At 64.1% G+C, this 14,009-nt stretch carries 12 protein-coding genes; 7 read left to right on the forward strand and 5 right to left on the reverse strand.

What is annotated here, in order from left to right; all coding sequences use genetic code 11:
- Position 1: 1 nt before the first annotated feature.
- The 3 genes from NKJ73_RS24205 to ku form a co-directional block, all read right to left on the reverse strand.
- Positions 2 to 646, reverse strand: coding sequence for an alpha/beta hydrolase family protein (locus tag NKJ73_RS24205; protein WP_352571358.1), 645 nt, complete (start codon positions 644 to 646; stop codon positions 2 to 4).
- 185 nt (positions 647 to 831) lie between these two features.
- Positions 832 to 1,926 carry a tetratricopeptide repeat protein gene (locus NKJ73_RS24210; RefSeq protein ID WP_352571359.1) on the reverse strand — a complete coding sequence of 365 codons (1,095 nt, stop codon included), beginning with the start codon at positions 1,924 to 1,926 and terminating at the stop codon, positions 832 to 834.
- Positions 1,923 to 2,837, reverse strand: coding sequence for a non-homologous end joining protein Ku (ku, locus tag NKJ73_RS24215; RefSeq protein WP_023675684.1), 915 nt, complete (start codon positions 2,835 to 2,837; stop codon positions 1,923 to 1,925). Before ku ends, NKJ73_RS24210 begins: the two co-directional genes overlap by 4 nt.
- Positions 2,838 to 3,309: 472 nt before the next feature.
- Between ku and NKJ73_RS24220 the strand changes: the two genes are divergently transcribed.
- Positions 3,310 to 4,497, forward strand: coding sequence for a Fic family protein (locus tag NKJ73_RS24220; RefSeq protein ID WP_352571360.1), 1,188 nt, complete (start codon positions 3,310 to 3,312; stop codon positions 4,495 to 4,497).
- An 8-nt stretch (positions 4,498 to 4,505) separates the two neighbouring features.
- Here NKJ73_RS24220 and ligD read toward each other — a convergent pair whose 3' ends face one another.
- Both ligD and NKJ73_RS24230 read right to left on the reverse strand, forming a co-directional pair.
- On the reverse strand, positions 4,506 to 7,007 hold the full coding sequence (gene ligD, locus NKJ73_RS24225) for a DNA ligase D (protein ID WP_352571361.1): 2,502 nt from the start codon (positions 7,005 to 7,007) through the stop codon (positions 4,506 to 4,508).
- A 155-nt stretch (positions 7,008 to 7,162) separates the two neighbouring features.
- Positions 7,163 to 7,387 carry a hypothetical protein gene (locus NKJ73_RS24230; protein ID WP_023675682.1) on the reverse strand — a complete coding sequence of 75 codons (225 nt, stop codon included), beginning with the start codon at positions 7,385 to 7,387 and terminating at the stop codon, positions 7,163 to 7,165.
- 183 nt (positions 7,388 to 7,570) lie between these two features.
- Between NKJ73_RS24230 and NKJ73_RS24235 the strand changes: the two genes are divergently transcribed.
- The 6 genes from NKJ73_RS24235 (at position 7,571) to NKJ73_RS24260 (ending at position 13,755) form a co-directional block, all read left to right on the forward strand.
- The gene (locus NKJ73_RS24235; RefSeq protein ID WP_352571362.1) at positions 7,571 to 8,578 is read left to right on the forward strand and encodes an aldo/keto reductase; all 1,008 of its coding nucleotides are present in this window, start codon (positions 7,571 to 7,573) and stop codon (positions 8,576 to 8,578) included.
- A 227-nt stretch (positions 8,579 to 8,805) separates the two neighbouring features.
- A complete protein-coding gene (locus NKJ73_RS24240) occupies positions 8,806 to 9,756 on the forward strand; it encodes a substrate-binding domain-containing protein (protein WP_023675680.1) in 951 nt (316 codons plus the stop codon).
- A gap of 219 nt (positions 9,757 to 9,975) precedes the next feature.
- Positions 9,976 to 11,544 carry a sugar ABC transporter ATP-binding protein gene (locus NKJ73_RS24245; RefSeq protein WP_502896743.1) on the forward strand — a complete coding sequence of 523 codons (1,569 nt, stop codon included), beginning with the start codon at positions 9,976 to 9,978 and terminating at the stop codon, positions 11,542 to 11,544.
- Complete coding sequence (locus NKJ73_RS24250; RefSeq protein WP_352571364.1) at positions 11,541 to 12,557, forward strand: ABC transporter permease; 1,017 nt, start codon at positions 11,541 to 11,543, stop codon at positions 12,555 to 12,557. The genes NKJ73_RS24245 and NKJ73_RS24250 overlap by 4 nt, the downstream gene beginning before the upstream one ends.
- Positions 12,558 to 12,798: 241 nt before the next feature.
- Positions 12,799 to 13,167, forward strand: coding sequence for an endonuclease domain-containing protein (locus tag NKJ73_RS24255; RefSeq protein ID WP_352571365.1), 369 nt, complete (start codon positions 12,799 to 12,801; stop codon positions 13,165 to 13,167).
- Positions 13,168 to 13,257: 90 nt separating this feature from the next.
- On the forward strand, positions 13,258 to 13,755 hold the full coding sequence (locus tag NKJ73_RS24260; protein WP_352571366.1) for a GNAT family N-acetyltransferase: 498 nt from the start codon (positions 13,258 to 13,260) through the stop codon (positions 13,753 to 13,755).
- The last annotated feature ends 254 nt before the right edge of the window (positions 13,756 to 14,009 follow it).

Consider the following 14,009-nt stretch of genomic DNA (forward strand, 5'->3'; position numbering starts at 1 on the left):
TTCAGCGCACGATGCGTTCGGTCCACGCCTTCACCGCATCAGCGAGCGTCTTCAGATGATCGGCGGTGGAGAAGCCGGAGATGTTTTTGCGCGGCTTCAGATCATGGTCGCCGTCTTCCAGCCAGAAAATCTCGATTGCGTCGGACAGAGCATAGGTCGCGACCTCGTCTTTGGTCCCGAACTCGTCGCGCGTGCCTTGGAAGATCACTGTCGGCGTCTTGAGATCGGCGAGGTGCTTTGTCCGAAGCTGCGTCGGTTTGCCCGGCGGATGGAAGGGATAGCCAAGGCAAAGCAGGCCCGAGATCTCGCCCTTTGAAAACATCTCGTCGGCGATCATCGAAGCGACGCGTCCGCCCATCGACTTGCCGCCGATGATCAGCGGACCCTTCACGCCCTTCGCCCGGAGGTCGGCGATCGCCTTGACGTATTCCGGGTTAACCGTCTCGGCGCGCGGCGGCGGCTTGCGGTGGCCGTAGCGGCGAGCCGCCATGTAGTGGAATTCAAAGCGCGCGACGCGGAAGCCGGCTGCGGCCAGCGCCTTGGCGGTGGCGGTCATCGAGGGCGAGTCCATAGGAGCGCCTGCGCCATGGGCGAGCAGGATGGTGATGGCGGCGGTGTCGGGGCCGTCGAAGAGGAAGGTTGTCATGGGGACTCCAACGCTGGTGACCCCTTCTCCCCTTGTGGGAGAAGGTGGCCGAGCGAAGCTCGGTCGGATGAGGGGTGTTCCAGGGAACGCCGACGCCTCATTTCTTCCAACACCCCTCAACCGTCTCGGCGCTGCGCGCCGATCCACCTTCTCCCACAACAAGGGGAGAAGGAGGCGCTACTACCTCACCCCGCCGACATCCGCGCCAGCTGCAAATCCACGAACTGTATCCCCTTGGCGGCCGTGCGCGCCCATTCGGAGTTGGGATCGAGTTCGAGGTAGCGCACCCAGCGACGCCGCGCCTCGGCGAGATTGCCGGCGTCGAACTCCAGCCTCGCAAGGTTGAATACCGCGTCGGCATAATTGGGATCGAGTGCGATCGCCTTGAGCAAATGCCGTCGCGCCGACGCCACCCGCCCCTCTTCGCTCATCAGCCCGGCGAGATTGAACCAGGCCTCGACGAAGCCGGGATCGAGCTTTATCGCGCGGGCATAGTCGTGCGCCGCCTCGGCCGCGTGGCCGGCGGCGCGCAGGCAGTTGGCGCGGTTGAAAGCGGCGATGGCATCGCTTGGGTCGATGGCCAGGCAGCGCCGGTAGAGCGCCGCCGCCTGCTCGTGGTCTTCAGCCCCTTCCGCCGCCTCGGCATCGGCGAACAGCTCTTCCAGCGTGTCGTCATCCTGCGTTCCCAGATCGAACAGCAGCTGGCCGTCGAGTTCGCTCTGGCCGCCCTCGAGATAGATCGCATCGGCCCGCCCATGCTGTGAGCCGACGGCGAGCGACTTGGCGGTGAGCGAGGCGACCGGGCCCGACCGGTGCACCGAGCGCGCAATCGCCCCCCATGAGGCGCCGCCGGCAACCAGCCCGGCATATTTGCGGGCGAGGATCAGGTCGCGAAAGGAATACGGTTCGCAATCATGCTCGAAGGCATCGAACAGCGACAAAAGGTCGAGATCCTCGCCGGTCAGCCGCGACTGGTCGATCAGCGACTGCCGCGACAGCGCCGAAGCCTCCGGCGCTTTCATCAGGCCGAGCAGGCGCAGGAAGCCGTTCTCGCTGACCAGCTTGCGCCCGGCCGCGCGCTCGGTGACGACGCGGCGCTCAATCTCGGCATCATCGGCCCTGGCGAGCAACATGCGGCCCAACACGACATGTGTGGTGCGCCGAGTGACGCCGCGCCGCAACTCGCCGTGCTGGCGCTCGACCTCGCGCGCCGCCAACCTGAGCGGAAAGGCGGCCAGCGCGCCGACGATGCCGAAGACCGTGCCGGCGAGAGCCGTCACGCCTTGCTCTTGCCGACGGCTTTGAGAAGGTTCGCCTTGAGCGGGTTTTCCTTGGCCGCGGCGGCGCCGGCCTTGGCGGATTTCGCCGCGGGCTTGGCCGTTTCATCGGCCTTGCTCTTGGACTTGGCCGGCGGCTTGGCCGATTGCGACAGGCTCGCCTTCAGCGCATCCATGAGATTGATGACATTGCCGCGCTCAGGCGCCGCCGCGATGATCGGCTTATGGCCCTTCAGCTTCTCGCGGATCATCGCCATCAGCGCGATCTCGTAGCGGTCCTCGTAATTCTTCGGATCGAAGGTGGTTTCCTTCTGCTTGATCAGCGCCTCGGCCAATTGCAGCATTTCGGGATCGGGGGTTCCGGCCGGGATATTGCCGAAATACTCAGCCGTGCCACGCACTTCGTTCGGATTCCTCAAGGTGCAGACGAACATGCCGTTCTCGCGCGCGCCGATCGTCACCACGCGCTCGCGGCTGGACAGCACCAGGCGGGCGATCGCCAGCTTGCCGGATTTGCGCATCGCTTCGCGCAGCACGGCGAAGGTCTCCTCGGCCATTGCGCCGTCCGGCGCCAGGTAATAGGGCGCGTCCTGATAGATGACGTCGACCGAATGCTCGTCGACAAAGGCCTCTATGTTCATCGTATGATTGGATTCGATGCGTACCGCATCGAGATCGGAGTCCTCGATGATGATGTACTGCTTGTCCTCGTATTCGTAGCCCTTGACCAGGTCCGAACGCTCGACCAGCCCGAGTTCGGGGTCGACCGGCTTCATGTTGATGCGGTTGTGCGTCTTGTTGTGCAGCTGGTTGAAGCTGATGCGCTCGCTGGCGCTGGTCGCCGGATAGAGCCGGACCGGACAGCTGACCAGACTGAGCTTGAGGTAACCTTTCCAACTTGCCCTGGGCGCCATGAAATACTCCTACGCGGCCTTGTGCTGTCGAACTGTTCGCAGCGTTCATTCGTCCGGAGGACGAACGGGGCTGCCGAAATCCTACATTGCCCCTTACAATACCGGCAAATCCCTAGCGAAATCTTCCTCCGCTGAGAGCCGCCTGCAGGCAAGGGATCCGTGGCGAAGAATAATTCAAATTTTCCGGAGCGTCGATGGATTGCAGATCGGACCGGCGCACCGCCGTCACCATTCTACCGGACGGCTCTGTGCAGCGGCCAAAAGATCGGCCAAACCTGTGCCTCGACCCGCTTTGATGCTGGAGTTTCAATCTGATAACGCCGTTTGCGATCGGCCATGACCGATCGCCGGCCGGCTGGCAGACAATCGGCCAAATGATCGGCCAATTTTTCTATTAATCTAGAAAAAAACTATTTATGATTATGTACTTATTAATTCTGAAGATCGGCCAAAAATTGGAGGCAGCCGTACCATGGAAGAAAGCGTACAGCGGATCGAACCGGCCCGTCTGGAGGAAGTATCCGAGGAAATCTCGGATGCCCTGGCGGAATTGTCGGCGGCGTCCGCTACGTTGGGCGGCAGCCTTCATCCCCGTACAGCTGCCAACCTCGCCGATCTCGTGCGCATCATGAATACCTATTACAGCAACCTCATAGAGGGCCATGACACGCGTCCGCGCGACATCGAGCGCGCGCTGGCAGGAAATTTCGACAAGGATGAGGAACGGCGGAACCTGCAACTTGAAGCCGCCACTCACGTCAGGCTCCAGGCCGAGATCGACCGGATGGCTGCGCGGGGCCGATTACCTGATCCGGCTTCCCGCGCCTTCATCCTGTGGCTGCATCAGGAATTCTATCGGGATGCCGAGGAACTCATGCTGCGTGTCAAGGGTGCAGGGCGCGAATTTCTCATGGTGCCCGGGGAATGGCGATCGAAACTTGAGCACGATGTTGCGGTCGGCAGGCATCAACCGCCATCCAGCGTCCGCGTCGACGATTTCATGTGCTATTTCGAAACGCGCTACGGCTTCGCAAAGCTCGGCAAGGCAGGCCGGATACTCGCCATTCCTGCTGCGCATCATCGCTTCAATTTCATCCATCCATTTCCCGACGGCAACGGGCGCGTCAGCCGCTTGATGAGCCATGCGATGGCACATGAGGCAGGTATCGCCGCTCATGGATTGTGGTCGATTTCACGTGGACTGGCGCGAGGGCTGAAGAGTCGCAAAGACTACAAGACCATGATGGATCATGCCGACATGCCGCGCCAGGGCGATCTCGACGGCAGAGGCAATCTCTCACAGCGCGCGCTAGCGGATTTCACCCTGTGGTTCCTGCGCGTCTGTGTTGACCAAGTGACCTTCATGTCCGGCCTTTTTGATCTCGCCACGCTGGCAAAGCGTCTTCGCGCCTACGCTACAAGCAGCGAGTTGAAGCCGGAAGCCAGCCGTCTGCTGGAAGAGGCGCTGATACGCGGCGAATTCGAGCGAGGCGAAATCTCGCGCATTACCGGACTGCCCGAGCGGACCGCGCGGCGGGTTTTCAATGATGTCATTTCGCTTGGGCTGCTGGAATCCGAGACGCCCAAAGGGCCGGTATCCCTGCGCTTTCCCGCCAAGGCCTTGGACACGCTGTTCCCGAGGCTGTTTCCCGAAACATGAATCAACAGTCAGCCAGCCTCAGGTCCAACCGGCGGCAAATCCCTGGCGAAATCTTCCATGTCGGCCCAGGGATCGCCTGACGTCGCCAGCAGGCCCGGCAGCGACGAATAATTCAGATCCTGCGGAGCGTCGATGGATTCCAGATCGCTCCAGCTCACCGGCGTCGAGGCCGGCAAATTGGTGCGGGCGCGCAGCGAATAGGGAGCCGCAGAAGTGTGGCCGCGCGCATTGCGGTGATAATCGATGAAGATACGCCGCTTGCGGTTATCCTTGCCCATGGTGGTGGTGAAAGTGTCGGGCGCGGTGGCGGCAAGATGCGTCGAGATGGCGCTGGTCGCCTGGTGCAATTTCTTCCAGTTCTGCTTTTGCGTCACCGGCACTGATATGTGGATGCCGTGGCCGCCGGACGTCTTGGCGAACGGCACCAGCCCTAGCGCTTCCAGCTCGCCCTTAATGTGCACCGCCGCCTCAACCACCTCGCGCCAGGCGATCCCCTCGCCCGGGTCGAGGTCGAAAACGATCAGGTCCGGCTTGTCGAGCCGCGTGCGATGGGTGCCCCAGGTGTGGAACTCGACGACACCGAACTGCGCCAGCGCCAGATAGCCCTTGGCGTCTTCCACCGAGAGATAGGATTTGGTCTCGCCCTCCGAATTGGTCGCTTCGAAAGTCGCCACAGAGGACGGCATGCCGGTGAAGGCGTGGCGCTGGAAGAAACAGTCCTGCGGCCTGCCGGTCGGGCAGCGCACCAGCGACACCGGCCGGCCGAGAATGTGCGGCAGCATGAAATCGCCGACCAGCGCGTAATAGACGGCAATGTCGAGCTTGGTCGGGCCGGTCTTGCCGAACAGCCGTCGCGTCGGGTTGGTCACCCAGATGGTGGCGAGGTCGGCCTCGGCGATCAGCCGCTTGCGCTTGGCCGAAACCGGCGTCGACAGGCCGACGTCGCGCAGGCCGCGGAACACGGCATGGCGCAGCGCATTGTCGGTGGTCCGGTTGGCGTAGTGGATATGCGCCGAAAGCAGCGGCCGCACCCAGTTCATCTCGCGCATGATTTCGCGGGGAACCCCTTCGGGCGCGGATGCCCCGGCGCGCAACGGCTCCAGCCGCGCCAGCAACTCGCCGGCGGTGGCGGCGTCGAAGCCGGTGCCGACCTTGCCGCGATAGTGCAATTCGCCATCCTCGAATTCGCCGAGGCCGAGTGCGGCCAGCCCCTCGGCCGCATCGGAGACTGTGTAGCCGGCGATAACGAAATCGCCGGTCTGAAGCGCCTTGGTCTTGGTCCAGGTCTTGGTGCGGCCGCTCTGGTAGACCGCCGTAGCACGTTTCGAGACGACGCCCTCCAGCCCCATTTCCGATGCCTGGTCATAAAGCGCCTGGCCGTCGCCCTCGGCGTGATCGCTGTACTGGATGGCGGAGTTGGCGCCGAGACCGGACAGCAGCTGCGAAAGCAGCGTCTTGCGCCGGCGGAGCGGCACTTGCCTCAGGTCCCAGCCGTCGAGATAGAGAAGGTCGAAGGCATAGAAGTGGAGCTTGTTGCCGGCGCCTTCGGCCAGCGCATCCTGCAAAAGGGCAAAGCGGCTGATGCCCTTGGCGTCGAGCGCGACGACCTCGCCGTCGATGATCGCCTCGCGGCACGGCAGCCTGGCGAATGCAAGCGGCAGGTCGCCATAGCGCTTCGTCCAGTCGAGGCCGGCGCGGGTGATCAGCCTGACTGCGCCGTTAGCGAGATGCGCCATGGTGCGGTAGCCATCGAATTTGATCTCGTGCAGCCAGACTTCGCCCGTTCGGGCCGCTGGGTCATCGCCGCCCGGCGGTTTCGAAACCTGCGTAGTCAGCTGCGGCACGATGCGGGTGGGCGGCGGCGCCTTGACGGCGCCCGGCAAAGCACCGGGTTTCAACACCACCGGCCTGGCAGGCTTGGCGGCCGGCTTCGGCGTTGCCACCAGTTCCTCGATGCGGCGTCCGGATTTGACGCTTTCCGGGCGGGCTTCCAGTATGTCGAGCTTGGCGTCGGCGGCCAGATCACGCTCCTTGAACAGCAGCCAGTTCTTCTTGCCCTCATCCTCGCCGGGCTTGGGCTTCAGCCGCGCCAGCATCCAGCCGCCATTGAGCTTCTCGCCGGCGAGCCGGAACTTGAAGGAGCCGGTGCGCAGGCTCTTCTCGACGTCATCCATCGGCGCCCAGATGCCGGTGTCCCAGACGATCATCGGCCCGCCGCCATATTCGCCCTCGGGAATGACACCTTCGAAGTCGATATATTCGAGCGGATGGTCCTCGGTCTCGACCGCCAGCCTTTTATCGGCCGGATTGAGCGACGGGCCGCGCGGCACCGCCCAGCTCTTCAGCACGTCGCCGACCTGCAGGCGAAGGTCGTAGTGGTCGGCGGTGGCGTGGTGCTTGTGAACGACGAAGCGGTTGCCTTCCCCCGCAACCAGCCCGCCGGCGGGTTCCGGCGTCCTCGTGAACTCGCGCTTGGCGCGATAGGCCTTGAGCTTCGAAGGAGCTGGCATGGACTAGGCGCGGGTGGTGGGCAAAAGCAACGAGCGCGGCATCAAAATCCCATCGCAGCGGCGCTCCAATGTCACGGCATGGATCCCAGGGTCTCCGCGACGTCGCTTAGCTCCCGCTCCGCCCTGGGATGACGAAGGATGGCAGGTCACGCCGCTCAATCGTCGGTGGCCGGCGTCAATTCGAGTTCGGCCGGCGACAGGCCCTGCTGCAGCTGGCTGAGCCGGAATTCGTCGACCCAATAGGCCTCGCCGTCGACCAGCACCCGCGCGCTGTAGCTGCCGGCCGAAAAACGCTGCGCAGTGATGTACACCTTGTGGCGGTCGAGCGCGTTCCGCACCGCGGCGCGCTTGGATTTCTGACTGGCGACGGAACTGGCCATGCTGGTTACTCACGCACAAGCCGCAAGGCGGCGTGCCTTAAGGATGGCCGAGAGCGTGTCGGCTGTCAATTTGGCAGTCGCTGCGAGCCGCGCGCGGTAGCGCCTCCGGCTCTGTGGAAACCGAGCCGGTGCGCTATATTGCCCTGGCGGCTTGGAACGCGATGCTGATCCGGAGAGCTTCACATGACATTGACGATGCGCAAACTCGGCAGCCAGGGGCTGCAAGTCTCGGCAATCGGTCTCGGCTGCATGGGCATGAGCCAGTCCTATGGCCCGGCCGACGAGGCGGAATCGACCGCCACGCTGCACCGCGCCATCGAACTCGGCTGCGCCTTCCTCGACACCGCGGAAGTGTACGGGCCGTTCACCAACGAGGAACTGCTCGGCCGCGCGCTGAAGGGCCGGCGTGATGAGGTGACGATCGCGACGAAATTCGGCTTCCGCATTGAAAACGGCAAGCAAGTCGGCACCGAGCGCGACAGCCGGCCCGAACATATCCGCGAGGCTTTGGAAGGTTCGCTGAGGAGGCTCGCCACCGACCACGTCGACCTCCTCTATCAGCACCGCGTCGATCCGGCGGTGCCGATCGAGGATGTGGCGGGCGCTGTCGGCGAGCTGATCGCTCAGGGCAAGGTCCGCTTCTTCGGCCTCTCTGAAGCCGGCGCCGCCAATATCCGCCGGGCGCATGCCGTGCATCCGGTGTCGGCCGTGCAGAGCGAATATTCGCTGTGGGAGCGCAATCTGGAGCCGGAAATCATTACGCTGCTGAAAGAGCTCGGCATCGGCCTGGTGCCGTTCTCGCCGCTCGGCCGCGGTTTTCTCACCGGCGATGTCAGGCGCGCCGAAGACTATCCGGAGGGCGATTACCGGCGCGGCGATCCGCGCTACCAGGGCGCCAACTATGACGCCAACATGCGGGCGGCGGCCACGGTACTCGACATCGCCGCGGCGAAGCCCGTCAAGCCAGGTCAGATCGCGCTGGCCTGGCTGCTCCACAAGGGGAGCGACTTCGGCATCGACATCGTCCCGATCCCCGGCACCAAGCGCAGAAAATACCTCGAGGAGAACGTCGCCGCGGCTTCGATCAGGCTCGACCCAGCCGAGATGCAAGTGCTCGACGACGCGCTGGCGCCGGGAAAGGTCGCCGGGCCGCGCTACGGCGAGCGCACCATGGTGATGATCGATCGGTAGGTCTTGCCTGCCCCCGTTCTTGCGCAAAGCTCCGGCCTTGGCTAGCATCCGCCGGCAGGCACCGAGCGGAGGAGAACGTCGCGGTGGACCGGCTGGAGCGCCGTGCGTCCCTTCAAAGCGAGTTGGGCGCTCAAAGGACACTCCATTTTTGAATCGACGCAAGGAACCTTCCGGAAAACCCATTCCGGTTTCGGGGTCATGCGCTCATCTGGGAGGAGACTAAATTGATCAACAGACGTGAATTCCTGCTGTCGTCGGCGGCGATGGGCGCCTTGGCGCTAGCCGCTCCGCGACTGGCTTTTGCGCAGGACAAGCTGACCATCCTTGGTTCGGTGCCGAGCCTCGGCTTTCCATTCTTCGTGCACATGCTGAACCAGATCAAAGCTGAGGCCCAGGCGCAAGGCGTCAACCTGGTCGAGAGCGACGGCCAGAATTCGGCGCCCAAGCAGACCGCCGATATCGAAGCGGCGCTGGTGCAGAAGGTCAACGCCATCGTCATCTCGCCGCTCGACGTCAACGCGCTGGCCCCAGCCATCGAGGAAGCGGTCAAGGCCGGCGTTCCCGTCGTCACCATCGACCGCCGCGTCGAAGGCGTCGAAGGCATCCTCGCCCATGTCGGCGCCGACAATGTCAAGGGCGGCGAGGCCGAAGCACAGGCCATGGTGGCGGCGTTCCCGAACGGCGCCAAGATCTTCCATCTGCAGGGTCAGCCCGGCGCCGGCCCGGCGATCGACCGTAACAAGGGTGTGCACAACGTCCTCGATCCCATGAAGGACAAGTACCAGATCATCTTCGAGCAGACCGCCAACTTCGCCCGCGCCGAGGCGCTGTCCGTCACCGAGGCCGGCCTTGCCGCCAACGGCAAGCCCGACGCGATCATCTGCGCCAACGACGACATGGCGCTTGGCGCGGTTGAAGCCTGCGCGGCGCGCAACTTCACCGACGTCAAAATCTATGGCTTCGACGCGCTTCCCGAAGCGCTGGTCGCCGTGCGCGACGGCAAACTGGCCGGCACGGTCGAGCAATTCCCCGGCGAACAATCGCGCACCGCCGTGCAGATCGCGGTCGCTTACGCCAGGGACAAGACCGAGCCAAAGGAAAAGCTGGTGCTTTTGACGCCGATCGTCATCGGCAAGGACAATCTCGACAAGGCGGAGAGGCTGGGCGAGACGAAGTAGGCGAAGCCGACGGGACAGCCCCCCTCTGGCCTGCCGGCCATCTCCCCCTCAAGGGGGGAGATTGGATGTCACGTCGGCTTTCGCTAGTTTTCGATCTTGCAGAAGAGGCGAAGCCAATGAAGCTGCCAATCTCCCCACTTGAGGGGAGATGGCCGGCAGGCCAGAGGGGGCGCTGCCCCGCCAGCCTTGCGTGACAACCGAATGATCGAGGAGCAAACTTTGCCCAAGGCAGCCGCCATCGCGCCCTCTCCCGCCCTGCTCACCGTCGAGGGCGTGACCAAGCGCTTTGCCGGCGTCACCGCGCTGAACGACGTTTCGCTCGAAGTCCGCCCCGGCGAGATACTCGGCCTGCTCGGCGAGAACGGCGCCGGCAAATCGACGCTGCTCAAGATCCTGTCCGGCGTGATGCCGCCGTCCAGTGGTCGCATCGTCTTCGACGGTGTCGAATTCAATCCGCACAATCCGCAGGATGCCAAGCGCCACGGCATCGTCACCATCTACCAGGAACTGAGCCTGATCCCCACGCTGACCGTGGCGGAGAATATTTTCATCGGCCGCGCGCCGCTCGGCCGGTTCGGGCTGGTGAGTTGGCGGCGAATGGAGCAAGATTCGCGCGCGATCATCGCCCGCGTCGGTCTCGACCTCGACCCGGCGACGCCGGTTTCCGCATTGTCGGTGGCCGAGCAGCAGCTGGTCGAGATCGCCCGCGCGCTATCGCTGAAGAGCCGCTTGATCATCATGGACGAGCCGACCTCGGCGCTGACCGAAACCGAAGTGCACAGGCTGATGTCGATCATGGACCGGCTGCGCAAGGATGGCGTCGCCATCATGTTCGTCACCCACCGGCTAGAGGAGGCATCGGCGATCTGCGACCGCATGACGGTGCTGCGCGACGGCAGGCTGGCCGGCCATCTCGACCGCGAAGGCGGGCCGATCAGGTTGCCGAAGATCATCGAGAAGATGGTCGGCCGTGCCGCTTCCGAGCTCTATGCCAGGCCGACGCAGCGCGATGTCGCCGGCGACGTCCGGCTCTCGGTGCGCGGCCTGCGCACGGTGCGCGATCCGCAGGCGCCGCACGCCATCGTGCTCGAAGGCGTCGATCTCGACCTCAAGGCGGGCGAAATCCTCGGCGTCGCCGGGCTCGTCGGCTCCGGCCGCACCGAGCTCGCCCGCGCCATCTTCGGCGCCGACCGCATTGCAGCCGGCACCATCATGCTCGACGGCAAGCCGATCGCGCCCGCCTCACCCGCCGACGCCATCGAGCTCGGCATCGGGCTGGTTCCGGAAGACCGCAAGCACCAGGCAATCTTCGCAGCACTCGCCATCCTCACCAATTTCTCGATCGCCGCGCTCGACCGCTACTCCAATGTCGGCTTCATGGCCGAGCGGCGAGAGCGCGAGGCGTTGGCGAACTACAGGAAGACGCTGTCGATCCGCATGGCCTCGCCCGAGCAGGCGATCGAGGGACTGTCCGGTGGCAACCAGCAGAAGGTCATCCTTGCCCGCTGGCTGGCACGCGATCCCAAGGTGCTGATCGTCGATGAACCGACGCGTGGTGTCGATGTCGGCGCCAAGGCGGAGGTGCACCAGATCCTGGTAGAGCTCGCGGCACGCGGCATCGCCATCATGATGATCTCGTCCGAGCTGCCCGAAGTGCTTGCGGTGTCGGACAGGATCGTCACCATGCGGCGCGGGCGCATTACCGGCGAGATGCCCGGCATCGAGGCGACCGAGGAGAAACTGATGGAACTGATGGCGCTCGACCAGAAGCAGGAAGCAACGCAATGACCAGCACGACCGAACGAAGCCAGCGCGGCGGCGTCAATCTTGCGCGCCTGCTGATGAGCTTCGGCCCGCTGATGTTCCTGGCGTTGCTGATTGTCGTCTTCACCGTGCTGAAGCCGAGCTTCATCGACCCGATCAACCTGTTCAACATCATGCGCCAGATCTCGATCACCGGGCTGATCGCGCTCGGCATGACCTTCGTCATCCTGACGGCCGGTATCGATCTGTCGGTCGGCTCGCTGCTCGCCTTCTGCGGCATGGTCGCGGCGGTGGTGGCCAAAGGCGGCACCGCCAACACGCTGTCGCTGTCGACGTCTGGCACGCAAGGCTACGGCTGGTTCGCCGCCCTTCTCGCCGCCGTCGTCGTCGGCGCCATGGCCGGCGGCGTCCAGGGTTTTGCCATCACCAGGCTGAAAGTGCCGCCCTTCGTCGTCACGCTCGGCGGCCTCACCGTGTTTCGCGGCCTGACCTTGACGATTTCCAATGGCGGCCCGATCTCCGGCTTCGACGCCTCGATGCGCTGGTTCGGTACCGGCCTGATCGGCCCGGTGCCGGTGCCGGCGATCATCTTCGCGATTGCCGCGATCCTTTGCCATATCGTGCTGCGCTACACACGTTACGGCCGCGCGGTCTATGCCGTCGGCGGCAATGCCGAGGCGGCACGGCTCTCCGGCCTGCGTGTCGACCGCATCCTGATCTCGGTCTACATCATCGTCGGCTTCTTCGCCGGCCTTGCCGCCTTCGTTTTGTCGGCGCGGCTCAACTCCTCCGAAGCCGTCGCCGGCATCGGCTACGAGTTGACGGTGATCTCGGCGGTCGTTATCGGCGGCACCTCGCTGTTCGGCGGCATCGGCAGCGTCGGCGGCACGGTGGTCGGTGCAGGACTGATCGGCGTCTTGCAGAACGGGCTGCAGTTCAACAACGTCTCGTCCTACACGCAAAGCATCGTCATCGGCCTGATCCTCATCCTCGCGGTGGCCTTCGATCGCTGGCTGAAATCGCGGGTGAGGCGGTGATACAGGTGCCATACCTATCCAGGTCGGCGGGCCAGCACCCCCCCTCTGTCCTGCCGGACATCTCCCCCTCAAGGGGGGAGATTGGACGTCGCTCCAGCTTTCGCCAATCTCTAAAGAAGGGAGAACTTTCGGCGAAGCTGCCAATCTCCCCCCTTGAGGGGGAGATGTCCGGCAGGATAGAGGGGGTGTTCAAGCGCAGCATAGAGAAGATGGGCAAGTTTCGCGCTGAGGAATAGAAGTAGTGAATCACTATCCCGTACCTCCCCGTAACCGCGGCAATGCGCGCAAGATGCGCAAGGCCATGACGGCTGCCGAGCTGAAGCTCTGGAATGAGGTCCGGGCGCATCGACTCATGGGGCTGGCATTTCGGCGGCAGATGCCAATTGCAGGCCATATTGTCGATTTTGCCTGCCCGGACAAAAAGCTGATTGTCGAACTGGATGGCTCCCAGCATGCCCGGGCCGATGCCTCAATATGGGACGCTACCAGAAGCGCACGGCTTGAAGCGCTGGACTGGACTATCCTGCGGTTCTGGAACGACGACGTCATTCGCGATATCGATAATGTCTGCCAGCACATAGTCATGGTGGCCGGCGCGGATGTGCGCTGAACTCAGCCGTGCAGGGTCGGCGGGACAGCACCTCTCTGTCTTGCCGGACATCTCCGCTCAAAAGGGGCAGGTTTCTGAGGCGAGGTGCCAATGACCCAGATAAGAACCATGACCGAACAGGACGTTCCGGCGGTGTCGCGGCTGCTTGGAGGGTCCTGGCGCTACACCTATTCGCCGATCCTGGGTGCCGAGACCACGGCGCGGCTGTCGGATGAGAGGCACGCGCCGGAGCGGCTGGCGGCCGAGCTCAGGGACGACAGCAAGATGTCCTTCGTCGCCGAGCGGGCTGACGGCTCGCTCGCCGGTTATGCGATGGCCGCGATGGACGACAAAGGCGAGGTCATGCTCGAGCGGCTCCATATAGACAAAAGCGAGTACGGCACCGGCCTTGCCGCCGACCTGCTGCATGCCGTTCTTGCCGCGCATGCGGGTATTCCCAGCATCGCCCTGGAAGTGATCGAGGGCAACGACCGCGCAATCGCCTTCTATCGCAAGCACGGCTTCGAGGTCGTCGAGCGCCGGCCGGCTGCACACGGCGTGGGCGGCCACGCCTCGCTGATCATGCGCCGGCTGCTACCACGGGCTTAGCAAGCGAAAGCGGCTGAGCGCGTAATCTCCCCCCTTGAGGGGGAGATGTCCGGCAGGACAGAGGGGGGCGCCTCGCGTGAAGCGCCAACCTTCTCTTTCGTCCCACAGGGCGTCGCGCCAGGACGTACCGACCCTCTCTGTCGCCTTCGGCGACATCTCTCCCTCAAGGGAGTTGTGTGCGTCAAGTTCTGCAAAATGGCGTGGCATTGCGGTGACGTCGGCGTGTCCGCCGCGCAGCCCCCGTGTTTAGCGGA

The sequence above is a fragment of the Mesorhizobium sp. M0074 genome, assembly GCF_040322975.1.
Classification (GTDB): Bacteria; Pseudomonadota; Alphaproteobacteria; order Rhizobiales; family Rhizobiaceae; genus Mesorhizobium.